This window comes from Flagellimonas abyssi, from assembly GCF_019457905.1.
GTDB lineage: Bacteria > Bacteroidota > Bacteroidia > Flavobacteriales > Flavobacteriaceae > Flagellimonas > Flagellimonas abyssi.
This window is the reverse complement of the sequence record NZ_JAHZSV010000003.1, coordinates 1-25,060: the sequence shown is the minus strand read 5'-3', so window position 1 is coordinate 25,060 and position 25,060 is coordinate 1. Positions and strand designations below refer to the sequence as shown.

28 protein-coding genes are annotated in these 25,060 nt (G+C 41.2%); 11 read left to right on the top strand and 17 right to left on the bottom strand.

The features are described from left to right. Nucleotides 1-151 precede the first annotated feature (151 nt). Nucleotides 152-883: a metallophosphoesterase family protein gene (locus K1F36_RS02795; protein ID WP_220112462.1), complete on the top strand. Its 732-nt coding sequence runs from the start codon at nucleotides 152-154 to the stop codon at nucleotides 881-883. A 41-nt stretch (nucleotides 884-924) separates the two neighbouring features. Then, nucleotides 925-1,920 (top strand): acyl-ACP desaturase, encoded by a 996-nt coding sequence (locus K1F36_RS02790; RefSeq protein WP_220112461.1) that lies wholly within the window; start codon nucleotides 925-927, stop codon nucleotides 1,918-1,920. 24 nt (nucleotides 1,921-1,944) lie between these two features. Here the strand turns inward: K1F36_RS02790 and K1F36_RS02785 are convergent, their stop codons facing one another. The 6 genes from K1F36_RS02785 to K1F36_RS02760 form a co-directional block, all read right to left on the bottom strand. Beyond that, on the bottom strand, nucleotides 1,945-2,502 hold the full coding sequence (locus K1F36_RS02785; protein ID WP_220112460.1) for a hypothetical protein: 558 nt from the start codon (nucleotides 2,500-2,502) through the stop codon (nucleotides 1,945-1,947). A 361-nt stretch (nucleotides 2,503-2,863) separates the two neighbouring features. Further along, entirely contained in the window at nucleotides 2,864-4,417 is a 1,554-nt protein-coding gene (amaB, locus tag K1F36_RS02780) for an L-piperidine-6-carboxylate dehydrogenase (RefSeq protein ID WP_220112459.1), read from the bottom strand. Nucleotides 4,418-4,487: 70 nt separating this feature from the next. Then, nucleotides 4,488-4,862, bottom strand: a complete 375-nt coding sequence (locus K1F36_RS02775) for a DUF1304 domain-containing protein (protein ID WP_220112458.1) — start codon at nucleotides 4,860-4,862, stop codon at nucleotides 4,488-4,490. Then, on the bottom strand, nucleotides 4,859-5,401 hold the full coding sequence (locus K1F36_RS02770) for a 3-hydroxyanthranilate 3,4-dioxygenase (protein ID WP_220112457.1): 543 nt from the start codon (nucleotides 5,399-5,401) through the stop codon (nucleotides 4,859-4,861). Before K1F36_RS02770 ends, K1F36_RS02775 begins: the two co-directional genes overlap by 4 nt. Nucleotides 5,402-5,507: 106 nt before the next feature. Further along, nucleotides 5,508-6,020: a CAP domain-containing protein gene (locus tag K1F36_RS02765; RefSeq protein ID WP_220112456.1), complete on the bottom strand. Its 513-nt coding sequence runs from the start codon at nucleotides 6,018-6,020 to the stop codon at nucleotides 5,508-5,510. A gap of 187 nt (nucleotides 6,021-6,207) precedes the next feature. After that, entirely contained in the window at nucleotides 6,208-6,738 is a 531-nt protein-coding gene (locus tag K1F36_RS02760) for a CvpA family protein (protein WP_220112455.1), read from the bottom strand. Between the two features lie 60 nt (nucleotides 6,739-6,798). On the opposite strand from K1F36_RS02760, the gene K1F36_RS02755 reads away from it, so the two are divergent. The 6 genes from K1F36_RS02755 (at nucleotide 6,799) to K1F36_RS02730 (ending at nucleotide 11,206) form a co-directional block, all read left to right on the top strand. Then, nucleotides 6,799-7,155 carry a hypothetical protein gene (locus K1F36_RS02755; RefSeq protein WP_220112454.1) on the top strand — a complete coding sequence of 119 codons (357 nt, stop codon included), beginning with the start codon at nucleotides 6,799-6,801 and terminating at the stop codon, nucleotides 7,153-7,155. Next, the gene (locus K1F36_RS02750; RefSeq protein ID WP_220112453.1) at nucleotides 7,156-7,464 is read left to right on the top strand and encodes an antibiotic biosynthesis monooxygenase family protein; all 309 of its coding nucleotides are present in this window, start codon (nucleotides 7,156-7,158) and stop codon (nucleotides 7,462-7,464) included. It begins immediately after the preceding gene. A 4-nt stretch (nucleotides 7,465-7,468) separates the two neighbouring features. Beyond that, the gene (locus K1F36_RS02745; protein ID WP_220112452.1) at nucleotides 7,469-9,136 is read left to right on the top strand and encodes a glycerol-3-phosphate dehydrogenase/oxidase; all 1,668 of its coding nucleotides are present in this window, start codon (nucleotides 7,469-7,471) and stop codon (nucleotides 9,134-9,136) included. A gap of 249 nt (nucleotides 9,137-9,385) precedes the next feature. After that, on the top strand, nucleotides 9,386-9,754 hold the full coding sequence (locus K1F36_RS02740; protein WP_220112451.1) for a hypothetical protein: 369 nt from the start codon (nucleotides 9,386-9,388) through the stop codon (nucleotides 9,752-9,754). A gap of 35 nt (nucleotides 9,755-9,789) precedes the next feature. Continuing rightward, nucleotides 9,790-10,548, top strand: a complete 759-nt coding sequence (locus tag K1F36_RS02735) for a hypothetical protein (RefSeq protein WP_220112450.1) — start codon at nucleotides 9,790-9,792, stop codon at nucleotides 10,546-10,548. A 16-nt stretch (nucleotides 10,549-10,564) separates the two neighbouring features. Continuing rightward, nucleotides 10,565-11,206: a hypothetical protein gene (locus K1F36_RS02730; RefSeq protein ID WP_220112449.1), complete on the top strand. Its 642-nt coding sequence runs from the start codon at nucleotides 10,565-10,567 to the stop codon at nucleotides 11,204-11,206. 8 nt (nucleotides 11,207-11,214) lie between these two features. On the opposite strand, the gene K1F36_RS02725 is transcribed toward K1F36_RS02730, so the two are convergent. Further along, on the bottom strand, nucleotides 11,215-12,216 hold the full coding sequence (locus tag K1F36_RS02725) for an NAD(P)H-dependent glycerol-3-phosphate dehydrogenase (protein WP_220112448.1): 1,002 nt from the start codon (nucleotides 12,214-12,216) through the stop codon (nucleotides 11,215-11,217). Between the two features lie 125 nt (nucleotides 12,217-12,341). On the opposite strand from K1F36_RS02725, the gene K1F36_RS02720 reads away from it, so the two are divergent. Both K1F36_RS02720 and K1F36_RS02715 read left to right on the top strand, forming a co-directional pair. Further along, nucleotides 12,342-13,262 (top strand): nicotinic acid mononucleotide adenyltransferase, encoded by a 921-nt coding sequence (locus K1F36_RS02720; protein ID WP_220112447.1) that lies wholly within the window; start codon nucleotides 12,342-12,344, stop codon nucleotides 13,260-13,262. Between the two features lie 279 nt (nucleotides 13,263-13,541). Next, entirely contained in the window at nucleotides 13,542-15,068 is a 1,527-nt protein-coding gene (locus tag K1F36_RS02715) for a SulP family inorganic anion transporter (RefSeq protein ID WP_220112446.1), read from the top strand. A 3-nt stretch (nucleotides 15,069-15,071) separates the two neighbouring features. Here K1F36_RS02715 and K1F36_RS02710 read toward each other — a convergent pair whose 3' ends face one another. The 9 genes from K1F36_RS02710 to K1F36_RS02670 all read right to left on the bottom strand — a co-directional run bounded on the left by K1F36_RS02710 (nucleotide 15,072) and on the right by K1F36_RS02670 (nucleotide 21,725). Further along, nucleotides 15,072-15,668 (bottom strand): DinB family protein, encoded by a 597-nt coding sequence (locus tag K1F36_RS02710; protein WP_220112445.1) that lies wholly within the window; start codon nucleotides 15,666-15,668, stop codon nucleotides 15,072-15,074. Between the two features lie 9 nt (nucleotides 15,669-15,677). Continuing rightward, entirely contained in the window at nucleotides 15,678-16,547 is an 870-nt protein-coding gene (locus K1F36_RS20060; protein WP_258538917.1) for a YciI family protein, read from the bottom strand. Between the two features lie 45 nt (nucleotides 16,548-16,592). After that, the gene (locus K1F36_RS02700) at nucleotides 16,593-17,069 is read right to left on the bottom strand and encodes a hypothetical protein (RefSeq protein ID WP_220112444.1); all 477 of its coding nucleotides are present in this window, start codon (nucleotides 17,067-17,069) and stop codon (nucleotides 16,593-16,595) included. A gap of 2 nt (nucleotides 17,070-17,071) precedes the next feature. Next, nucleotides 17,072-17,887, bottom strand: a complete 816-nt coding sequence (locus K1F36_RS02695; RefSeq protein WP_220112443.1) for an META domain-containing protein — start codon at nucleotides 17,885-17,887, stop codon at nucleotides 17,072-17,074. Next, a complete protein-coding gene (locus tag K1F36_RS02690) occupies nucleotides 17,884-18,303 on the bottom strand; it encodes an META domain-containing protein (protein ID WP_220112442.1) in 420 nt (139 codons plus the stop codon). The genes K1F36_RS02695 and K1F36_RS02690 overlap by 4 nt, the downstream gene beginning before the upstream one ends. 92 nt (nucleotides 18,304-18,395) lie before the next feature. Continuing rightward, nucleotides 18,396-19,103, bottom strand: a complete 708-nt coding sequence (locus K1F36_RS02685) for a membrane or secreted protein (protein ID WP_220112441.1) — start codon at nucleotides 19,101-19,103, stop codon at nucleotides 18,396-18,398. A gap of 85 nt (nucleotides 19,104-19,188) precedes the next feature. Continuing rightward, a complete protein-coding gene (locus K1F36_RS02680; RefSeq protein ID WP_220112440.1) occupies nucleotides 19,189-19,668 on the bottom strand; it encodes a c-type cytochrome in 480 nt (159 codons plus the stop codon). 116 nt (nucleotides 19,669-19,784) lie between these two features. Then, nucleotides 19,785-20,744, bottom strand: coding sequence for a YheT family hydrolase (locus K1F36_RS02675; RefSeq protein ID WP_220112439.1), 960 nt, complete (start codon nucleotides 20,742-20,744; stop codon nucleotides 19,785-19,787). Nucleotides 20,745-20,750: 6 nt separating this feature from the next. Next, nucleotides 20,751-21,725 carry an NAD(P)H-dependent flavin oxidoreductase gene (locus K1F36_RS02670; protein ID WP_220112438.1) on the bottom strand — a complete coding sequence of 325 codons (975 nt, stop codon included), beginning with the start codon at nucleotides 21,723-21,725 and terminating at the stop codon, nucleotides 20,751-20,753. 118 nt (nucleotides 21,726-21,843) lie between these two features. Between K1F36_RS02670 and K1F36_RS02665 the strand changes: the two genes are divergently transcribed. After that, on the top strand, nucleotides 21,844-22,326 hold the full coding sequence (locus K1F36_RS02665; RefSeq protein ID WP_220112437.1) for an acyl-CoA thioesterase: 483 nt from the start codon (nucleotides 21,844-21,846) through the stop codon (nucleotides 22,324-22,326). A gap of 14 nt (nucleotides 22,327-22,340) precedes the next feature. On the opposite strand, the gene K1F36_RS02660 is transcribed toward K1F36_RS02665, so the two are convergent. Continuing rightward, on the bottom strand, nucleotides 22,341-25,060 hold a 2,720-nt coding region (locus K1F36_RS02660; RefSeq protein WP_220112436.1), incomplete at its 5' end, for a carboxypeptidase-like regulatory domain-containing protein.

The following is a 25,060-nucleotide window of genomic DNA, read 5'->3' as shown; positions in this document are numbered from 1 at the left end:
TCGTTTTCGGAATATTCTAAGGTACATAGAAAATAATACCATGTCCAAAAAACGGTTAGGTTTATTTGAATTCTAGGTTAAATGCGAGATAAAGCCGCCATGATTTTTCATCGGCAAACCATTTGTATGTAATATTGTCAAAAACTATTTTATGCGAACACTGGTAGTGGGCGACATCCATTCCGGGGTAAGGGCTTTGGAACAACTTTTGACAAAAGCCAAAATAACTCCGAAAGATCATATTATTTTTTTGGGCGATTATGTTGATGGCTGGAGCACGGCAGTGGAAACCGTGGACTTTTTGATTCAACTGCAAAACGATTACCATTGCACATTTATTAGGGGCAACCATGATGAACTTTGCAGGGCCTGGCTGGTCGACCAAAATGAAAACCCGCAGTGGTTGGCCCATGGTGGAACTGCTACAAGAAACAGTTATCTAAATGCTGATAGGAACAAATGGGACGAGCATATCAAGTTTTATAAAAGTCTCAAAAATTATTATTTGGAGAATGATAACAGATTGTATCTGCATGCAGGCTACACCAACCTCAAGGGAATAGATTACGAATATTTTGAGCAATCTTTTTATTGGGACAGAACATTATGGGAGTTGGCCACGGCCATGGACCCCGATCTTGGACCAACGGATGCCAAGTACCCGAAGCGACTGACACATTACAAAGAGGTTTATATTGGCCACACTCCGCTTTCCAAGAAAGAGTTTGTAAAACCACAGAACAAGGCCAATGTTTGGAACGTGGATACAGGAGCTGCTTTTAAAGGCGGTTTGACGATATTGGATGTAGAAACCAAAGAATTTTGGCAAAGTGATCCGGTCCATAAATTTTATCCAGGAGAAAGAGGAAGAAATTTGATTTAAATTCATTAAATTATAAAGACCTTTGTAAAAAACCCCGTAGTATGTCGATAAAGAATGTAAGATTGGAAGTGATGCAGGCCATTGAGCCCAAGGTTGACGGTTTTATGAACGAGTTTCTTATTCCGACCGAAAAAATATGGCAGCCCACAGATTTTTTGCCGGATTCCCAAAGTGATAAATTTTTTGATGAGGTTGAAAAGCTTCGCGGTGAGGCCAAGGAACTCGGATATGATTTTTGGGTGACCTTGGTTGCCGATACCATAACAGAAGAGGCCCTACCTACATATGAGTCTTGGTTAATGGATGTTGAAGGGATAGATCAACATAGTGGAAAAGAAAACGGCTGGAGCAAATGGGTGCGTGCCTGGACAGCGGAAGAGAATCGCCATGGCGATGTCCTGAACAAATATTTGTACCTATCAGGCCGTGTGAACATGCGTGAAATAGAAATTACTACGCAACACCTAATTTCCGATGGATTTGACATTGGAACTGACAGAGATCCATATAAGAACTTTGTGTACACTACATTTCAAGAATTGGCCACCAATATATCACATAAGCGTGTCGGGAAGATGGCCAAGCAAAAAGGAAATGGGTTGTTGGCCAAAATGTGTACCATCATCGCTGGAGATGAAATGAGGCATCATTTGGCCTATCGTGAATTTGTAAAGACCATTATGGGGCAAGATCCTGATGGAATGGTATTGGCCTTTGCAGATATGATGAAGAAAAAGATTGTAATGCCCGCCCATTTTTTAAGGGAATCTGGTGGAAGCATTGGTGAAGCCTTTGAGCAGTTTTCCAATTGCGCACAACGTTTGGGAGTATATACGGCGCAGGATTATATCGATATCCTGAAAAAGTTGAACGATTATTGGGATATTGGAAATCTTCGTGGACTTTCCGACCAAGCGGAGAAAGCTAGGGTGTATTTGATGAAGCTCCCTGAGCGCCTGCAAAGAATTTCAGAACGCATGCAATTTTCGCAAGAACAGTACACCTTTAAATGGGTAGAGGCCAACGGAATGATGTAGAAAGACAGGTCTGTCTTTGTTTCATCAATATTTTCCTGCCTTATGCTTTTCTTGCCAATCGAATAGTTGTTCCCAATGGCCTTCGTAGGCCATTTTTGCTTGCATGGGCCAAGAGGCCGGGTCGTGTATGCGGTATCGGCTTCCACCTGAGTCAAGCACTTCTTGGCATTTATCAACCGGGGTTTCTGATAGGCTTTTCCATGTTTTGATGTTAAAATTGTGGAAGAGTTCTTCGATTTTGGGCCCGATTCCCTCGATAAGCTTTAGATCATTTTCCTTGATACTCTTTCCATAAATGGCTTTGGCTTCGTTTACGTGAAAAATGAAATCTTCGTTTTTTGAAAACTTTATTTTAGAATCAAACTTAAAGCTTTTGGTATGATTGGAATCCAAACGTTTTCTGCAAGTATCAAGGTCCGATTTTAATTTGGCATTTTCAATTTCCAGTATATTCAGTTCAATAGATTTATCTGAAGAGGAAGAAGTGTCTGATTTTCCAAAAACATATCCCAAGACACCCGAAACTATCCCTGTAACGGCCAAAATTACCCAATACCATATAGTAGAACTTAACAAATCCATAGTCGTTGAATCAACTGTGCGTAGTTCTTATTTAAAGTACCAAAAAAATCTTAAAAAATTAAATAAAACGCTCGAAAACCACACTATTTGTAAAAACAATCTGATTTTGTAGGAAAAATCAAAAAACAAAGGATAAAACAAAATACACCAACTATACACTTTTCAGAACCAATTGTAACATACCTCTTAATTTCTCCATTAAATATTTTGAAATTTGGAATTCAACATTAAGTGAAGAACCCTGTTTCTCCCGACAATGATCCGGCACTGAAATAGGGTTTTAAAGTTAAGTTTGAGTTAGTTAAGTTGGTTTTAAAGACTGCCCATTTGGCACTGTGTCCAAATGGGCGGCTTTTCTTTTTTATAGATCAAACTTAATACCCTGTGCGAGCGGTAGCTCGGTAGTGTAGTTGATTGTGTTTGTTTGTCTTCGCATATACACTTTCCATGCGTCGGAACCACTTTCTCTACCACCACCAGTTTCTTTTTCACCACCAAAGGCACCACCAATTTCAGCTCCGGAAGTACCTATATTCACATTGGCAATTCCACAATCCGAACCTTCAACGGATAGGAATCGTTCGGCCTCCCTTAAGTTGTTCGTCATTATGGCCGATGATAGACCTTGTCTTACCCCATTTTGCATATCCAATGCATTTTCCAAATCACCACTGTATTTTAAAATGTATAGGACAGGGCCAAAAGTCTCGTGCTGGACAATCTCAAAATGATTTTCAGCTTCAGCGATGGCGGGTTTCACATAACAACCACTTTCATAACCTTCACCTTCCAGAACTCCTCCTTCAACCAAGATGTTACCTCCTTCGGTCTTTACTTTTTCTAGGGCGTTCAAATAATTTTTTACGGCATCTTTATCGATCAATGGCCCAACATGGTTGTTTTCGTCGAGAGGATTACCAATACGGATTTGCTTGTACGCGTCCACAATGGCATTCTTGACCTTGTCATATACGTCTTCGTGCACAATCAACCTACGAGTAGAGGTACAGCGCTGTCCGCAAGTACCCACTGCACCGAAAACGGCACCGATTACTGTGTTTTTTATATTGGCATCGGGTGTTACGATGATGGCATTGTTCCCGCCGAGCTCCAACAATGACTTTCCTAGTCTTTCCCCCACAGTTTTGGCCACTATTTTCCCCATTCTGGTAGACCCTGTTGCAGAAATCAAGGGGATTCGTTCATCTTTGGTCATGTATTCGCCAACTTTATAATCGCCGGTAATCAAACAAGAAATACCTTCCGGTACTCCATTTTCAGAAAATACGCGTGCAGCAATATTTTGGCAGGCAACCGAGGTCATTGGTGTTTTTTCGGAACCTTTCCAGATGCAGGCATCTCCACAGACCCAGGCCAAAGCCGTGTTCCAAGACCAAACAGCTACCGGGAAGTTAAATGCGGAAATAATACCGACCACTCCTAACGGATGATACTGCTCGTACATGCGGTGACCGGGGCGTTCACTGTGCATGGTCAATCCGTGCAATTGTCGGGATAGGCCTACGGCGAAATCACAAATGTCAATCATTTCCTGTACCTCTCCCAGTCCTTCTTGATAACTTTTGCCCATTTCATAAGACACCAATTTACCAAGAGGCTCCTTCAACCTACGCAGTTCATCATTAAACTTTCGAACCACTTCCCCTCTTTGCGGAGCTGGCATGGTACGCCATTTTTTAAAACCTGTTTGGGCGGAGGTAATTACCTTTTCGTAATCTTCCCGGGTTGTTGACTTTACTTTCCCGATAAGGGCTCCATCAACCGGAGAATACGATTCTATGATGTCCCCATTGGAAAACCAATCTTTTCCTGTGGAAGTACCATTGTTTATTTCGTTCAGACCCAATTCTTTTAGGGCTTCTTCTATTCCAAAAGCAGTTGCTGTTCTTGACATTTATAACTTTTTAAGAGTGTATTGTTATATTTTTACAATTATACAAATAATCTCTTAGAGAATGAACGGTTTACAGGAATAGATGAGCCAACAAAAGAGCTATGCCAACAAGTGCAGGTAGTGCCTGTACCGTGAATATTTTCTTTGATGCGGTAGCTGCTCCATACATACCTGCAATAGCAACACAGCCCAAAAAAAATAATCCCACATAGATTTGCCAATCGGTATTTTGAATTATCAAAGACCAAATTAGCCCAGCAGCCAAGAATCCATTATACAGTCCTTGGTTTGCGGCCAATGTTTTAGTTGGCTCAAACAAATGATCAGGTAATGAGCGGAAAACTTTTTTTGCTCTTGTGGTCCAAGCAAACATCTCTAGCCACAAAAAGTAGATATGCAACAATGCTACAATCCCGATGATGGTCTTTGCTACAATGAGTATCATTCTTCCTTGGCAACAAAACGTTCATCCACAGGCATAACTGTACCACAATTATCACAAGTTCGTAATTCTTCCGAACCGTAAAAGTGTTTAAAATGACCCAAGAAGTCTTTTTCTATATCGTTTAGTTTAAAATAGACCTCGTATAATTTATGGTTGCAGTTGTCGCAAAACCACAATAGACCATCTTCGGCATCAAGATGGGCTCGTTTTCGCTCGATTACCAACCCAATGGAGCCTTTTTGTCTGGCGGGCGAGTGGGGAACCTTGGCGGGATGAAGGTACATATCCCCAGGTCCTAGTTTCATGGTCTTTTTTTGCCCATCTTCTTGAATATGGACTTCAATATTTCCTTCTAGTTGATAGAAAAGCTCCTCGGTCTCGTTGTAATGATAGTCCTTTCTGGCGTTAGGGCCGGCTACGATCATTACTATATAATCCCCAGACTCTTTGTATAAATTTTTATTGCCTACCGGAGGTTTTAGGGTATCTCGGTTTTTCTCAATCCATTTATTTAGATTGAAAGGTTCCTGTATTGCCATGTTCAAAGATTTTACGAAAGGTAAAAAAAACCTTGCTGCCAACATAGCGATTAATAAAAAAGGCCAGCTTGGTAGCCGGCCCTTTTTCCAAAATATAATGGGTTGATTATTTCACTTTTATGAATATCTGCGTATAATAGGGTCTACCTTGCTTATCCAATTGAACGCTCAAGGTGGTATGAGAAAAATCTCCTTCCATAGCTTCTTTGTGTGAAGAGCTATTAAGCCAGCCTTCCAAAGTTTTTTCTGCTGAAACATAGTATCTGGCCACATTTTCCGATACACTGATTGCATTGGTTTCCTCGGCAATCTTTTCTGCCCGGGATTGAAAATTATCGTGGCTAAGTGTATTTTTTGAAATCATGTAGTCGTTATGCTCTTCGGCATATTTGTAGGCGGGGTCACTTTTGCTTAAAATGGCCAACCCAATAGATTCACGGTGAAGATTCACCAGATTTAATAGGTCTTCCTCCATTTTAACGGGGTCTACTGTAATTTTTTCGTTGCCAAGGGTTGCCTCGGTGTAGTCCTGCTCTTCTTGCTGTACAGTGGATGTACTGCAGTAACTTAATGCAATAGCCAGCACTATGACCAATAGAATGCCATATACTTTTTTCATTTTCGGGGTGTTTCTCCGGGAGTGTTCTAAGTTCCCTAATGTTCTCGTTGCTAAGCTAACGGAGATGTTTCCCTTTTCCATAAAAATTCCATGTCAGGGCAATTTATCAGGTTGAAATACAGCAAGCTGTACCTTACATCGTTTTTAAATGAAGCGAGGAATCGTTTTATCGGGAAAAATGAACTGTTTATATGATTTCGTGCGTGGTCTCAACCTCCGGAGAGGGAGTAGCTTCCCCATCATCCAAAACATAGGAGAATACTAAATTTCCGATTTCCTTGATAGGATTGTAAAAAACGGATTGTTCTTTGGTTTCCTCGTTGATCAGTCCCAAGGGAGAGGCAAGCTTTTCGAAGAAAATAAGGAATGCCCCCAAAATTACGGCGACCTTTAGCGCACCAAAAATACCCCCAGCAATTTTGTTCAAAAGTCCGAGCATGGCAAAATCGGCAATCTTGGTCAGGAATTTTCCGGCCAAGTTCACTACAATGATGATGGCAAAAAAGGTGATCAGAAAAGCGGCAATTTTCAGATATTGGTCGCTCCAATCAAACTGTTCGGCAAGGTAATCCCCCGTGATGTACGAAAAATGTATGGCGCCGTATATTCCGGCAATCAAGGCAATCAAAGAGGCCAATTCCACAAAAAGGCCATTTTTTAAGCCTTTGTAAAGGCCCCAGACCAAAAGAATACCGATAATAATATCCAAAAAGCTCATACAAGGGTTTTAACAAATATAGAATATTGATTTGTACCTTTGGTACTCATAGTAAAACACATGTCAAGAGACGAGCAATTAAAGGAACGATGGGAATTTTTGGTAAAGAAACTGTCCGCCCAATTTTCCGATGGCGACCCGTTGGAACTGGACGGAATAGTTTATTTGGTGGGTGTTCAGGAATTGGGCAATTTTCATCGTAAATTTAAAAAGGACGAGAAGGTCAACTTGATGCATATTGCCATATGTCGATTACTGGAACCATATGGTTACTACGATTTTGATTTTTTCGATGAAGACGGATGGCCGCACTATACCATCAAGGAACAATTACCGCCATTAAAAGCCGGTGAACAATCCGTTTTAATGAAGGAGGCCTTGGTCAATTACTTTATGGAAAAAGAATACATCACCTAAATGGAACTGAAAAAGCCATATTATGCTGTAATTTTTACCAGTCTCCGAACAGATGGCGACCAAGGATATGCTGAAATGGCCGAAGAAATGGAAAGCTTGGCCAAAAAACAAACTGGTTTTTTAGAAATGGAAAGTGCCCGGGACGGCTTGGGCATTACCGTTAGTTATTGGGAAAGTCTGGAGGCCATTGCCGATTGGAAAGCCAATATGGACCATAGACAGGCCCAGAAAAACGGGATAAAAACATGGTATACCTGGTACAAGGTCAGGATTTGCAGGGTGGAACGAGAGTACGAATTCAACAAATAGAAACATGGGCGAGAACATTGCTTTTTCCAATATCGACAGAAAGGACAAACTGCAAAAAGCGGCCAACTCTACCTATGACCTGGTGGTAATTGGTGGGGGAATCACAGGCGCAGGCATTGCCTTGGATGCATCTTCTCGCGGAATGAAGGTGTTGTTGCTCGAAAAGGGTGATTTCGCATCGGGTACCAGCAGTAAATCCACCAAGTTGATTCATGGCGGACTACGTTACTTAAAGCAGTTCGACTTTTGGCTGGTGAAAGAAGTGGGTTCGGAAAGAGCCATCGTGCATAAATTAGCCCCGCATCTAGTGCTTCCCGAAAAAATGTTGCTTCCACTTATCGAGGGGGGTTCCTATGGAAAATGGCTGACATCTATCGGCTTGAAGGTCTATGATATTTTGGCACAAGTTTCAGGGGATGATAAACGACAGATGCTGGAGAAAAAGGAAGCTATGAAGTTGGAGCCCCTTTTGCCCAAAAAGATACTGAACGGTGCAGGCTATTATGCCGAGTACCGAACAGATGATGCCCGATTGACCTTGGAAAACCTAAAGACCAGCCTTCAATTTGGTACTGAGATATTCAATTACACCAGGGTGACGGATTTTGTTTATGGGGATGAAAAAGTAGCAGGGGTCAAGTTTTCGGACGAGGTTTTTGGAGATGAATACCGTGTGTCATCAAAATATGTGATCAATGCCGCAGGACCTTGGGTGGATGAGCTTAGAAGTGTCAATCAATCCAAAAAAGGCAAGCGGTTGCACCTGACCAAGGGTGTACACTTGGTGTTTCCAAAGGAAAAACTCCCCGTGAAGCAATCCGTTTATTTTGATATTCCCGACGGCAGGATGATGTTCGCCATTCCGCGTGGTAAAGTAACCTACATTGGTACTACCGACACTAACTATAATTCGGACAAGGATCATGTGACCACGGAACTTGCAGATGCTATCTACCTGATTTCGGCGGTCAACAATATGTTCCCCGATATTGATTTGGAGTTGGACGACATCATTTCTTCTTGGGCCGGACTGCGACCTTTGATCCACGAGGAAGGCAAATCAGCCTCCGAATTGTCAAGAAAGGATGAAATTTTCACTTCCGATACGGGATTGGTCAGCATAGCGGGAGGAAAGCTGACGGGATACCGAAAAATGGCGGAGCGAACGGTGAACCGAATCGCCAAAAAAATGGAGGAAGACCATGATGTGGAACTGAAGGCTTGCACCACGGACAAGATTCCACTTTGTGGAAACGATTTTAAAAAGTTCAAACACGTTAAAAAATATATTGCCCAGATAGAAGAACAACTGCAAGCCGATGGTTTTGCGAAGTACGATGCATGGTATTTGGTGACCACCTACGGCAAGCAGACCGAATCCATTTTGGACCTGTATGCCAACATAAAAGGCGACAAACCCAAAGAAAGAATGATCAGGGCAGAGGTTCAATTTACCATTGCCCACGAAATGGCGTTGAACCCATTGGACTTTTTTATAAGAAGAACGGGTCGACTTTATTTTGATATCGAAAGTGTCCGAAAATATAAAGCTGCTGTTTTTGAGGAGTTCCAGAAGGCGTACAATTACTCCACGCAAGAAATGGAGGTCTTTTCCCAAGAGTTGGACACGGAGTTAAAGGAACATTCCGATTTTTCCCTGGAGTGGGGTTAATCCAACCTCTCATCTATATTTTTCTTTACCAAAATCTATCAATTCGAGGGAAATCCATGGGATTTTGTTGATTTCCAGTTCTCGACACGATTTTTCTTTTGAAAAAATCTGAGAATTACCCATCCGTCAATTCAAAACTACCATCCGTCAACCCAAAAGGGGCATCCATTGATTTAGAGAGTTTTGAAAGATAATTTTTACATAGCTTGAGACCAATCTTGACTCTATTAACTTAAAAAGACCTACTTAATGCAATTCTATAAAATAAAACCCTTAGTACATCGAAATGCCTTTTTTCCAACTGTAATTTTAGTTTTGGCAATACTATTGAGTTCATGTGAAAATGAAGAAGAACAAAACATGTCTTTTGAGGAAAGTCAACTTACTTCTTTGCTCTTTGATAAAGTGGGTATTGAAAAAGCGGAGTTAAAGAAAAAATTAGCCTATAAGAATTATCACCTTACTTTTTTAATGGAAGAAGTACTTCAATCCAACCCAGATTTTGATGAACAGGAAATTACTAAGTCGAGCAAAAAGGGTCATATGGGAGCTTCATATTTTAAGGATTTACTGGGTGAAACATTAAAGGGTAAAGGGAAAGCGAACCTTTCTTTCTGATTAATAGTTACGACCCAGATAAAGAGAAAGAAATCGTGCAGGGATACAAACTGGATGCTGCTGGACAGTTGGAATTAAAATATCGGAAGTTGTTGGAAGAGGATGTTTTTGGCCCTAACCCTAAACCAGAAGCTTTAGAAAATGATGTTTATGTGCTCGGAATATCTCCAGAAGATCAAGAATATATGTTGCCAGACCCTATCGCTGAAGAAGGGTTTGAAGGGGGAGAAGGGAGTTCTTCAGGCGGTAGATCTTCTGGTAGTGGAAGTCATATACCCAAAGATTTGCAAATTGAAAAAATAAAGATTAAGGATAAAAAGGAATCATGGTTGGAAAAAGCAGATGTGCATATTTATGGGTATGCCATGTCTGATAATATGTATTTTTTTTATCCCCTGGGATATTACTGGGGGGATAGGGTGACAATAGATGGGGCTCAAATTCGAAATAACCCTGAATATAAATTAAGTAAATTTTCTAATAGTGATGTAAATAATGGGGTTTTTAAGACCATTAATAAACATATTATAAATAAAAGTGAATCCTCAAGTACATTCATATCATATATAATTTATGAATATGACGGGTTTCCTGCACCGTTGAAATCCGTTTATTTTAATCGTCCGGATGGAACTAGTGCTGTGATTAGTTATAGATCCTACAATCAAAAATACATTTCAGCACAGGTACAGGCCAGTAATGTTTTTGAATATGACAATTTTTTCGTTTTAAATGGTTTTGGGAATGTTATTAAAAATTCTGTTATAGAATATCATTTTAGTCCTTCGTATTAGATAAATCATTTTTAAAATGAAAATGCGCATACTTCTATTCCTATTTTTACTGCCACTATATCTTGCAGCCCAAGATAACTCAAGAGCGAAAAATTTCTTTTTAAACCTTGGTGCTGAATATAGAATTACCCCCATTTACAAATCAGGAGATCAGGCCCAGGCCAAAAACTTTATTAATCCCGATTTACAAAATTCCGGCCCTGCACTTAATTTAGGGTTCGATTATTATTTTACTCAAAATTTTAGTGCAGGATTCAAAACCTCTTTTCGTTATGACCTTATAACAACTCGTATCGATAATACAGCTTCAGAAACAGAGCGTGGGCTGATGTTCGGCTATCATTTTAACTTGAACTATCACTTTCAAGTATTCCAAAAAGGCGAATTATTGGTCGGTGCCGGCCTTAGCTTGCTCAACCGAAATAGTGAGTATGTAAGAACAGAATCAATTTTAAATGAAGAAGGAGAGATTGTAGGTTCAAATTCCTCTTTGGAAAATTATAATTTCAGCGCAAACAAAATTTTCGTTGGTTATGGAAAAGACAGGTCTAAAATAATGTTGGGTATATACATATCTCGAAACACAAAGTATTTTGATGAGAAAACGACTTTTATCCTACCATTTATAAGCTACAGTTTCAATCTTTTAAAGCTCTGAATGCGAAATCAATCCAACTTCTCCGTCAGTTTCTCAAAAATCTTTTTCGGGTCTTTGTTTTTATAAAGTATTTGGTACACCGCATTTATGATGGGTGTTTTGGACTTTTTTTGCAGTTTTTCCATAAGGTCGTGGGCACTTTGGGTCGCATAATAGCCTTCGGCCACCATGTTCATTTCCAACATGGCGCTTTTTACGGTGTAGCCTTTGCCGATCATATTCCCGAACATCCGGTTGCGACTAAAAACCGAATAGCCCGTTACCAATAAATCGCCCAAATATGCAGAGGCGTTGATGTTTCGCTTCATTTTATACACACGATCAATAAACCGTTTCATTTCACGTATGGCGTTGCTCATCAGCACACTTTGGAAGTTATCCCCGTAGCCGAGTCCATGGGCAATCCCCGCAGCAATGGCATAAATGTTCTTCAACATGGCTGCATATTCGGTGCCGATTATATCATCCGATATTTTGGTACGGATATAATCGCTCTTTAGGTGTTTGGCCACCATTTTCGCCTTGTCGGCATCCGCACAGGCAATGGTAAGGTAAGAAAGTCGCTCCAGTGCCACCTCTTCGGCATGGCATGGTCCTGTGATCACACCAATATTCTCAAAAGGGATATCGTATTTCTCGTTAAAATGTTCTCCCACAATCCGCCCCGTTTCCGGAACTATCCCCTTAATCGCAGAAAAAATGATTTTATCCTTCAAGGAAACCGTCAAATTCTGAAGTTCCCTCTCCAAAAAAGCCGACGGAATGGCAAAAATGAGCACGTCGGATGCTTCCACAACCTCATTGATGTCAAAGCTCATCTTCAGCTGGTCCACATCAAACTCTACGGAACTCAAATAGTTGGGATTGTGCCATTCTTTTTTAATATGTCGAATCGCAGAATCGCTCCGCATATACCAATTGACCTGCTCCAAATTTTCGGTCAACATCTTTACAATGGCCGTTCCCCAACTTCCTCCACCAAATACTCCAAACGTAAGCTTGTCTTTCATTCGTCCAAAATTAGGGTGTAAAGCTAAAAAATAAATACATCAGCTTATTAATTTCTGATTATCAGATGTTTAACAAATTTGGCATAGTGCTTGGTCTACGTAAAGAGAACTTTAAAACCTCGATTATGAAAAATAGAAAACTACTCTTTGGAATTTTGTTCATGGGTCTTTTGGCCAGTTCTTGCTACACCGAGGTTATTGTGGAAGATGATTTGATTACGGAACCACCAATCAATACCGCCTTGGTTTTGGAATCTCACGACCTTTGGTATGTGGATATCAACGAAACCCGTGGAAGCGGAGAGGTTCCATTTTTGCAACGTGCCTTTACTATTTCTTTTGATAGGGGAATCGTGTATGCCAACAACAACCTTTCCGGTCTGGGAAAAACAGGCAACGGATTGGGTATTGACGTGGGCGCTTACGCCACCTACAGCGGTCAGGTGGAAATAGACCACGATGTAGATGGTCTTTGGTTATTGGAAGTTATTGCTTTGGATTATAATACATTGGAAATTTACGACCCCCGTTCAGATACTTCCTATATTTTGGAAGGCTATCAAAGAAGCAATTTTGACTACGATATGGTCTTTTACGATAACATACACCTTTTCTTGCAGGAATATCAAGTTTGGGAGAAAACCTATACCAGTGAATTAGGGGCCCTAAATGAATTTGATGAGGAAAATTACTTGCAGTTTTTTGATGATGGGAATGGATATTTTAGATCATCGGTAGATGCTCAGGGCATACCATTGTCCAACCTACAATGGGATTATGAAGGCGATTATGAAGTATATGATGTCGCCAATGACGCATCCCTCAAAACTTTAACACTGGATTATGACTTCTTGGGCAATGATTATTTTGAGTTGTACGTTATCAATGATAGTACCATAGAGTTGTACCATGTATCCAGCGGAACGGTGTATGAATTTACAGGAAGAGGATACATTCAATATTTGAAATCAAGCGACGGAACAGGTAAAAAACGTTCAAAAACCAACAATCCTGTAATGGACGTTGTCCGTCAACGAGATATGTAAGGAAGAACACCTTTGTTCGACTGTACAAAAAGTTTTTTTGGTTGGTTATTTAGTTAAGAATCGCCTTGGGCAAACATGCACAGGGCGATTTTTTCATGCAAGAAGGTCAGAGAGAAACATTGTCGAAACAAATCCGATACAATACCGCCAAATTAAATCCGCTCGGAGAAAAGATATTGGGACTTACTAACTGCTAGATTATCAAATCCTTAAAAATTTCCGTGCGATTAGGGTCTTGCATTTAATAATGCTACTTTTGCGCGCTTCAAGAAAGAAGCCATGAAAAAGTATCTCAACCTTTTTGATTTTTCCCAAAAAGTAAATTACCGCACAGAAATTTTATCGGGCTTGACCGTTGCGCTTGCTTTGGTTCCCGAAGCCATCGCATTCGCCTTCATTGCGGGCCTTTCACCTTTAACGGGTTTGTACGCTGCCTTTGTTATGGGATTGGTCACCTCGATTTTGGGAGGTAGGCCAGGAATGATCTCTGGAGCTACAGGCGCTGTGGCCGTCGTAATCGTTACCTTGGCACAGCAATATGGGGTGGAATACGTTTTTGCCACCGTAATTCTTGCAGGGATACTACAGATGTTGGCAGGTGTGCTACGCCTTGGTAAATTAATGCGTTTGGTGCCCCATCCTGTTATTTTTGGGTTCGTGAACGGATTGGCCGTTATCATATTTATGTCGCAGATGAGCCAGTTCCAAACCGTGGATGGCGAATGGCTGAGTGGAAGCACGCTCTACATTTTCTTGGGGTTGGTACTGTTGACCATGTTGGTGATTTGGGGACTTCCCAAACTAACCAAAGTTGTCCCAGCATCATTGGCCGCAATTCTTTTGGTTTTCGGTATTGTATTTTTCTTTGGATTGGATACACGCACTATTGGGGATATTGCTTCCATCCAAGGAACATTTCCTCCTTTTCATATTCCCGATCTTCCCTTTACTTTGGAAACCTTACAGATCATATTTCCCTTCGCCGCAATTATGGCGGGAGTGGGCCTTATTGAGAGTTTGTTGACCCTGAACATTGTGGATGAAATTACCGAAACCCGAGGTCGTGGTAATAAAGAAGCCGTAGCACAGGGCACGGCCAACATTCTTTCCGGTCTTTTTTCAGGGATGGGCGGATGTGCCATGATCGGTCAAAGTTTGATCAATACCTCGAATGGTGCACGTGCTCGACTGTCTGGAATTTTTGCCGCTTTAATGTTGCTGGTATTCATTATGTTCGGTTCCAGCTTAATTGAAAAAGTGCCGATGGCCGCATTAACAGGATTAATGATCATGGTGGCATTGGGAACTTTCGAATGGGCTAGTTTGAAGACGTTCCGCAGAATGCCAAAATCCGATGTTCTGGTAATGGTTTTGGTGACCTTGGTGACGGTTTTCCTTCATAATTTGGCATTGGCCGTGTTGGTGGGAGTGATTATTTCCGCTTTGGTATTTGCGTGGGACAACGCCAAACGCATCCGTGCCAGAAAAAGCATTGATGATGAAGGGGTGAAGCACTACGAGATCTATGGCCCTTTATTCTTTGGAAGTACCACATTGTTTGCCGAAAAGTTTGATGTACTGAACGACCCCGATGAGGTGGTCATCGACTTTAAAGAAAGTAGATTGGTGGATATGTCTGCCATTGAAGCCGTGAACAAAATCACGGAGCGTTACCGAAAAGTGGGCAAAAAAGTACACCTGAAGCATTTGAGCAGGGACTGCAGGCGATTGTTGGCCAATGCCGACGATATTATCGAAGTCAACGTTTTGGAAGATCCAACTTATAAAGTCGTAGTTGATAATTAGGGTTTACTCACGAGTTTTTCCAAGGAACACGTTTACATTTGGATTTTGAGGGTTGCCACTGGCACGACGCAACATCACAATTTGACCTGTATGGTATATGCAATCCGATAGCATTCCATTGATCATATTCCAATATGGAAATTCGGATGTTTTGTCACCTTGCTTAAAAATTACCTTGTAGTTTTCTATATCCTCTGCCGTTGCGCCCAAAACTTTTTTGCTAGCTGCTTTGAGGTTTTTGAGTGTCAATGTGCGCAATTCTTCAAAAGATAATTGGGGTGTGTTTTTGGGTTTTTCAAAAGGTTTTGCATCCGGGGCCAATAGGATATTATTGGACATTACATTGATGTGTTCCACCGTTTCAAAAATGGATCGTCCATTTTCTGATGCCCTGTAGGTAAGGTCGTCATCCGTCAAACCTTCGGTTGCCCAGTAAAATCGATAGCCCAATCCATCTATCATTCTTGAGATTAGGTTTCCTGGGCCAAAATCAGATGGGTATTCAGGTATTTCTCTATATGGCAGCATGGATTCTTGCGCTTCAATATTAGGATTGATCATGAAAATAAATAGGATTAAAAAATAGAGCTGTTTCTTCATTTTGGACCTTTAATCGGTGATTGATTTCTTTTGTAAGGTCATTCCAATTTTTGCGACCTCCATCAGTGCTGCAGACCCGTACCATTCTTTGAGTTCCATCACCAGACTTCCCGCTTTAATGGCTGGGTCGGTTTCGGTAAGGGATTTGGCCTCTTCCAACGTTTCCACATCAAAAATATAGATGCCACGTAGGTCATCGTTCCCAAAAAAAGGACCGGCGAGAATCAATTTTCCTTCTTCTGCCAGCCGCATAATGTTTTGCAAATGGGCATTTTGTAATTGGGCAGCTTCTTCTTTTGGAAGATCACGATTGGGTCCCCGTTTTAAGAAGGCAAAAATGTATTTTTTCATACCATAATCATCAGCACCATATTTAGATGCTTTCTCGGCATCGTAAACATAGCCTTCTCCACTTTTTGGGAAGGTGTTTACCGAGTTCACGATACGAAACACCTGGCCTCCAGGAGCATGAAAATAGTAGTACTTGGAATGGTCTTTATATTTTTCAATATTGGGAAACAGGGGTGCGGCTCCGTAATCTTTGATGGTTCCTATAATGCTCTGGTATTCAGAAGCAGGCACCAAGAGGGCCAATTGTATGGATTTATGGAATTGGGTAGAATCAAGCACCTCTGTTTTGGGGTGGTATGCAAATTTCACAAAACCACCGCCATCAAAATGTACAAGATCCGCATTTTCCTCGGATTCGATTTTTCGTCCAAGGTTGTTCCCGAAAAATGATTTTATAGCGTTTCTATCGCTTTTAAGCGCATTTACCTTGGCCTGTCCTTTAAACACAATGGTTAAATCGGATGCGGTTTGGGCCTTGCTGCCAAGGATGAATAGAAAAACCAGTGCAAATGTTGCTCTTGCCTCCATAGTTTTAAATGTTAGCATCCAAAATATGATGTTTTTTCCGAATCTCTACTGACTGCATTCAGTTTTAGTCAAAGGCATGGAAGAACTAAAGCTTATGTTATCCTTGTCTTTGAAGCCTGTGCCCGTTTCATCCAGTTCCCCAAATCCTTCGATAAGTTGATTTTCTTTAACCAAAAAAGCGACTTCACGGGAACTTTCCATTCCCTCCGACATAAAGGAGTAGCTTCCGATAAGTACACTATCTTTTAAAACACCTGAAAAAGTCCCTGTGTTTGCATCCTTTTCTTTGAAAGCATAATTGAGGTTGCCCATGATGGAGTCATTGATTTCGGTGATTTCCAAGACAACTTTGCTACCGTTTTCATCATAAGAATAGCAACCGACTTGCAGGCTTGGAGGTGAGGCTACTTCAACGACTTCTTCTTTAGTTTCTTCACTGGTCTTATCTTCCTCTTTTTTTTCCTTGGGCTTGCAGCTTACAAAAGCTGTGATCAATAGTAATGCAACTATTATTTTTTTCATGATCAATCTATTTTTTTAAACACCAATATATTCTCATTGGAGCCATTGGACAGGTATAATCTGTTGTTTTCAATTTTATAGGAAGTGGCCGATTGCAAGGCCATAAGGAATTCGGATTCTTTTTCCATGCCGGGACAAGCCATTCGGGTTGAGGCTACCTGTGTAAATCGGAGCACGTCATTTTCATAAAACAAGCTGCCCGTCATTCGATTGCATCCTGAAAAACCAGAGAACCTATTGTCATTGATGTTTACCTCCATATTGGGAACGTCACCGCTATTAAAGTCATCTTTTGAGACTGAAGCTCCTTTCATTTTTTCCAACACCCAGATATCATGGAGTCTGTAATCCGTGATATACGAACCACACCCTTCCAAAACCCGGCTATCCCCACCTCCCGTATTTTTATAGGAAACGGTTACGGTATATGGAAATACTTCGCCCGACATGGCATTGGTACATTCTTTATGTGAGATGATCACATCCATTTCGGTGGCCTCGGTTTTGATACGGAACATCTTAATATTGGCATCTTGGGCTTTGATGGCTTCGGAAGGAGGAGTAACAATAGTATCCTCCATGGTCTGAAGCTCAATCTTGTTTTTGTAAATCTTGATTCCCCAGAAAGGTTCGGTCCCAGTAGCCTTGAAGTAACTGCCGTCCGGTTGCACGGCCAAGGGTTCCATAGTTCGCTCTTCTTCTACTTTAAGAGTGTCCAAAGTGATTTCTTCGGATGCTTCGGTCGGTTCTTGTTTCTTTTTCTCGGCACAATTTGAAAAGATGAGGAAAATACCGACTAGGAATAGAGCTCTTTTCATTCCCCAACTTTTTTAAATTGCATCATCGGAACTTCGCCAACCAGTAGATTAAGTTTGCCGTCCTCAAAGGAATAACCATCTATTTTTTTCATCATTTCCAGAAATTGTCGTTCGCTACCTCCGCAGAACATCATAGTGGTTGGGCCCGGGTCTCCAAAAACTATGGTGTTTTCGGCCAGCTCATAATCTGCAGAGTAACCATTACAGCTATCGGTGCCCGATACTTTGCCCGATTCTTTATCAAAAGTGATCTGTGGTTTTTTTTCTGGGAAAAGCCCTTCAAAAGCAATACGTGGCCCGGAAATATATTCAAGTTCCCAAGTAGGACCATAAAGCGCTTCCGCACTAGACTTAGCTTCACCGCAGGATTCTGCCAACAAAACAGCAGAAAAAAATAGGATAATGGTAGTTTTCATTTTGACAGAAATTAATGGTTAATGTTTCAGAAAAATACTAAAAAATCCCCATTGTTTGATTTTACGATGGTTATGGGCGGATTAAATCTCCCTTATAACTTTCGTTTGCTCCACACTTCATAAATAGGGTCTCCTTTGCTGCTTAAACCAGAATGATGCCAATCTCCCTCTTTTAAATCATAATTGAATTCTAAACTGGCCCCCACCCTGGAATCGTCCCTGGAAAAGAAACCGATGTTTTCAGTGTATTTTCCGCCAATGGTAGTATATGTGCCTCCTCCGGTTCCCATAAACTCTTTGGTTTCGGTATTGTAGGCTATCCATTGAAATCGGGTCCCGGACAAAATTTTCATGGTCTTTCGTGGCCCGGAAGTATCTCTTTTCACGATTTCGCCATCCCGTTTTCTACCGGATATCAACCATGCGCCAAAAAGTTCTCCTGGAGTTCCATCATCAACACGGGTCCAAGTTGTTCCGTTCAATTGAAGACCATTCTCGACCAATTTATAGGGTTTAGGATCAGTTTTTCCGACGATTCCTGAATCTTGAGTAGAAAATTCGTAAGTGAATTCGATGCTTTCATCTGTTAGCGTGTAGCTTCCGCCTTTTGTTCCCAAGAATTTTCCATAGGTTTTCTCATAAAAGGCCTCTGAAAAAAAATCACCGGTTAAAATAAGAATGTGTTCAACTTCTTCACCATCATCGGAGGTTTCTGTAAAAGTCCATGCGCCATGTAGATTTTGTGAAAGCAGAATGGGACCGGTTAACAAACCTAATACTAAAAGGAATATCTTTTTCATCACCTAAAGTTTGTATCAAGGTAATAAAAAAAAGCTGCTGTTTTTCTAAAAAGCAGCAGCTCTTACATATAAAAGAGTTGGTTTGTTACAGTGTTCTCAAGTACTCGGCAACGCCCCTTGCCTCATCTTCAGTAAGATTTTGATTAAGCATAATAGCGTTGTTATACTCTTTCAACAAAGCTTTTGCAATAGGGTCTTCCTTCAACATTCCGTCAGGGTTTAGAATCATGTTCATTACCCATTCTGGACTTCTTCTGTCATAGACACCTTTTAAAGCTGGGCCGATCATTCGTTGGTCTATCATATGACAAGCCACACAAATGGCGTCAAATTTTGCTTTGCCCCTAGCGGCCATTTCTTCATTTATCTCTTCAGGGAAATCTAGGTCGGTTATAGGGCCTACACCTTTGTTATCCAAATCAACGGGTACACCTTCTTTAGATTGGGCTTTGGTATCTTCAGTTTTGGTGCGGCTTACTTCAAAACCATCTTTTTTCTCTTCTTTTTTACCTCCGCAGCTCGCTATCATGGCTCCTAATGCCAAGAACATTACAATTTTTTTCATTCTGATTCTATTGAAGTTTGTTTGTGTAATCTAAGGCACTAAGATAGTAATTAGCCATTAATAATCTTGGTGTTTTTGTGTCGATCATCACAACACCGCTTCTGAAAACGTTTGAATTATAGGGAATCGAAAAAATCCAACGCTCTTTTTTCTGTGTAAGTAATGTTTTTTTTGCCCCAAAAACCTACATGACCACCAAATGTTGGGGTTTCCAAATAGAGTGAAGGGTTTTTTTCCGTTTCCTTGAAGGGGAAGCACTCCTTGCCCAAAAACGAATCGTTCTTTGCATTGATGATTAGACTTGGAACTAGAATCGCAGGTAAAAATTGGAGAGAACTGGATTTTTGATAATAGTCAATGGCATCTCTAAAACCATGGGCGCGACTAGTGTAGATATCGTCAAAATCTTTTAAGGTCTTAATTTTTTTGATGTCGGAATCGGTAATCTTTTCAGGAAACAACTGTTGTTTTTGACGAAGTTTGGTCAATAGGTTTCCTTTGAACCTGATGGCGTACAATATATTTTTTGGACTTAGCAATTGCTTGCAGGAATCATGAAGATTGCAAGGAACGGAAACAGCCACAGCGCCCTTCAATTGCTTTGGAATATCGTTGCCTTCGCCTAAATATTTGAGCAATAGATTACCCCCTAAACTGAAGCCTTTCAAATAAATTTCCGTGTAGTTTTTAGTGTTCAGGGTATGGTCGATTACGTCCCTTAAATCTTCCGTGGCGCCTGAATGGTAGGAACGGTACATTTTGTTGGGTTCTCCGCTACAGCTGCGATAATTCACGGCACAGGTATCATATCCATTTTGATTCAGTATTTTGGCACTTCCTGTAATGTAGGGGCGTTGGGCATCTCCTTCAAGGCCATGGAGCAAAATCACTAATTTTTGGGTGATTGTGGGTGAATCGCTCCAGTCCAGATCCAAAAAATCGCCATCTGAAAGAATGATACGCTCCCTTTTTTGAACAACACCGTTCACCGAACGGATAATACCCGAATAGATGGTGGCAAAATGACCGTTTCTAAAAAGAAACGGGGGTACATAATTGGAAGTAAGTTGGGGCATTGATTATTACTTTGGATATATTTTTAAGAGCTGTGCCTGCGATTCAATGGCCATTTTGAAATCTTTTTTCAAATTTCCGACAAGTTCGGATACCTGTAATACGTTATCAATGGTAGTTACACCTTGTCCGGCCGACCAAATGGTTTTCCATGCTTTGGCCTCGGTGTCGAGTTCCTTTCCAAAATCGATTTTTGTGTCTTTTTTCAAATCCTCTTCGGTAATTCCGGCCGCCTGCAAGCTTGCGGCCAAAAAATTGGCGTGCACTCCGGAAATGGCCGCAGTGTAGACCACATCACTGGCGCCGGCATCAATGATCATTTTTCGGTATTCTTCCGTGGCTTTACTTTCTTCGGTATTGATAAAACGGGTGCCCATATAGGCAAGGTCGGCCCCCATTTGCAATGCAGAAGCTACATCCCTTCCCGTACTGATGCATCCCGAAAGGATGATGGTCTTGTCAAAGAATTTCTTGACTTCGGCAATCAAACTCATTGGGTTTATGGTGCCTCCGTGTCCGCCCGCTCCGGCAGAGACTAAAATGAGACCGTCCACTCCGGCTTCGGCTGCTTTTTCCGCATGTCGCTTTTTAATGATATCATGAAAGACCAAACCACCATAACTGTGGATGGCATCTACCACCTGACTTACGGCGCCGAGGGAGGTAATAACCAATGGAACCTGATGTTTGATGCATAGTTTTACATCGGCCTCGAGCCTTGGGTTTGTGGGATGGACAACTAGATTTACACCAAACGGGGCCGCTTTTTTACCGGTTTCCTCTTCAAAGGCCTTCAACTCCGATTTTATTTGGACGAGCCATTCCTCAAAACCTTCGCTTGTCCGTTGATTTAGGGCGGGGAAAGTACCCACAATCCCATTTTTGCAACATTCCACCACCAATTTTGGTCCGGAAATCAGGAACATTGGGGCAGCAATAACAGGAAGCGATAGATTTTTGATGAATTCAGCTTTTTGGCTCATGGTTCTTTTGTTTTAACTATGATTAAAAATAGGAACAATTCTTCTTTCAATTTTGAATCAGTTTCCAAAACTATGGTATTTTTACAATTATTATGCATGCATAACAAAATAACCCGCTATGTTTTTTAAAGAATTTGAGATCAGATGGAGCGATACGGACGCTAATCGACACTTGGCGAATTCGGCCTATATCAATTTTATGAGCCATACCCGAATGGCTTATTTGGGATTGCTCGGCTTTAACCAAAAAAGTATGGGCGCCCATAATATTGGCCCGGTTGTGTTTTATGAGCACGTATATTATTTTAAAGAGGCTTTTCCGGGTATGCCCGTAAGAGTATCATTGGAATTTGTTGGGATGAGCAAGGATGGGAAGTTCTTTGAGTTTAGGCACAACTTTTATGATCAGAACGGTAAAAATTTTGCCCGTTGCGAGATGATGGGCGCTTGGATCGACTTAAAGAGCAGAAAACTTACTGGCCTGCCCGATGAATTTTTGAATTCTTTCGAATCGATGGAAAAAGCAGAGGATTTTAAAATCTTGACCAAAGAAGATACCCGCAAACATGTTCAAGTGCCAAAGGATATTGAAATTTTATAAAAGGCTATAGATAGCTACAGTTTATAATTTAAGTTGACCATAAGTGTCCTTGGAAAAACACGTCTGCGATGCTCCATAAAATACATCGAATTGTATTGGTTTGAGATTTGACTGACATTATTACCCAGATTATAGACTTCAAGCCCTAATTCAAATGGGGAATCTTCTTTGTGATAGAACACTTTGGCCCCAATCAGATTAAAATATGAACTGTTTGACTGGCTCCTATTGCTATAAAAATTTTGAAAAAAGGATACCTCGAATTTCCAATCCCTATAATCATACATTCCGGAAAGATCAATATCCGTGGTAATGGTTCTGTTCACAAAGAAGGGATTGGAATATCTGTAAAAAGAGTTGTTGATATCGAGTTCCACATTTGGCGATTCTTCAAAAGTTGTGCTGAACCTCAGGTCGTTGTTCACGTTCACCGAATTATTAAACCGTTCTTCCCCGTTGAAAACTGAGATACTGTTCCTGAAAAAGTAGGTGTTTTCCAAAGAAGCCCTCCAATATTTTCGATTGTACTTCACCCGTAAGGATACATCATAGGAATCCAGGTCATGGTCCAGTTGGTAGGGCGAGACCTCTCCGTCGATACCATTGGATACAATGTTCTGTACAATAGACCTGGTATGTTTTCTATACCCCAGCTTTGTGTACAGACTAAAGCCATACGTTTTTAACATCGAAAGCGATAACAAAGCTCTCTCCGTGTTAGGCTGCTCCAAAAGGGGATTTCCTTCCAATATTCGGTTAAAATCTGAAATGGTGCGTCCGGAGAGTCTGGACTCGGGCTGGGGATTGGTCACGGACCTGTTGTAGGAGAGTTCGAGACTCTTTTTTTCATCAAAGTTCCATTCCATTTTGGCCACTGGAAGGATATTGTTGTCAGCATACATATTATCCACAAGGAAATTCTGGTCTTTCCAGGAAATATTCTGGAACACCACTCCAAAATCAATGATGAAGGGCTTGCTTATATACCATTTGTGAGTCAATGAGGTATTTATCTCGGTCAAAAGACTGCTGAAATCATTTGCAAATCCATCAAGGGCCATTGGCTGAATTTGGTCCATGTCTTGAATGGCATAGCCCTCCAAACTGCTCTTTTGTATTTTGGCATTGAATCCCAAACTGATCATATTTGTCCTGAAGGGTCGATAATGATGCTTTAGATCCAGGTCGAGATTCGAATATTTTCGTTCGCCTAAATCTTTTACCCAATAAGTATCTGACTCAGATAAGGGGATGGAGGATGAAAAAATATTAAAAGGACTGTTCCAAGAGTTGACATAGGACTCGTTATTGTTTGAAAAACTTAACCTAGCTGTGGATACGTTGCTTCCCGAGAACCATTTGTCCATCATCGCATTCATGGAAAATCGCTCTCCAAGATGATTGTTTAATGCGGTATAGTCCCGTTGGCCGCCATTGTTTTCGGAAATGTTCGAGCCGTCACGCCCCAAATCCGACCTGTGCAGGGCAATGTCCAGCTTAATAACGGTGTACAGGTCCGGGGTGTATTTGTACTTCACCTTTCCATAAAAAACGTTATTATTGTTCGTCAAATCGTTCGTTCTGAGCTCTGTCGCCTGAGAGGGCTGATACGTATAACTATAGACATCCTGATTGGATGATCTATCCAACATACCCAGGGCAAAAACTCTCAGTTCATGAGCTTCGTTCGGGTTATACTGAAAATTATATCCTCCAAAATAGTGGTTGTTTTTGTAGTAATCCGTGTTCTGTAAAAATTTGCCAATGGGTGAATTATAAGCATCCATGATGCCATGAACATCTTTGTCCCCCTCCATGGAAATATAATCGGACAGGGTAAAGGACCTGGACGGGGTATTGTTTATATCGCCAATAAAGTTATGTACGGTGGTCGGGGAATATTTAAAGACGCTAGGATGAAACCGGTACCTGTCCTTATGCCCCAAACCGGATTCTATATCGCCAAAAAGGAAGTTTTTCTTCCCTTCTTTTAGCTTGATGTTCATGACAAGGTTGTCCGAGTTTTCAAACTCCTTTAAAAAAGGGGTTTCATTGTAATCCTCTATCATTTGGACCTCACTGACCACATCGGCCGGAATGTTTTTTGTGGCCATTTTGGGCTGCCCCGTAAAAAATGTCTTGTTCTCCACCAGGACCGCTTCCACTTTCTTGTTCTTAAAAAAGACCTCTCCGTCCCGGTTCACGGAGACCCCGGGAAGTTTTTTGAGAACGGCCCCGAGCTTCCTTTCCTTACCGTTGACAAAGGCGTCCACTTGGTAAGTGGTCGTATCTTTCTTGATTTGTATCGGTGGGGTATAATTGATCACCACCTCTTCAAGCTCGTTCAGGGCTTCCTGGAGCACATAATCCTTTGTGGTGGCCATCTCCGTAAAAACGATGCTCTCTTTCACGGGTTCAAAACCTATAAAGGTGATGTTCAAGGTGTACTGTTCATTCCTTGAAATACCCACTTTGAATTCCCCATTCTTGCCAGAGACAGCAAAAGAGGGGGGAATGTTCTTATTGGCGGGATAGAGGACGATATTTGCTCCTACCAATGAAAGACCCGTTATATCCTTGATTTTTCCCGAAAAGGAAGTTTTTTCTTGGGCAAAACAGCCTACAGCAAACAAAAGTGCCGGAATTAGTATAAAAATATGGGTTAGATTTTTAGGATATAGTGTCAATCTTCGGTTACTTTTCTTGCTCTTCTCATCAAAATACCCTTTTCTTC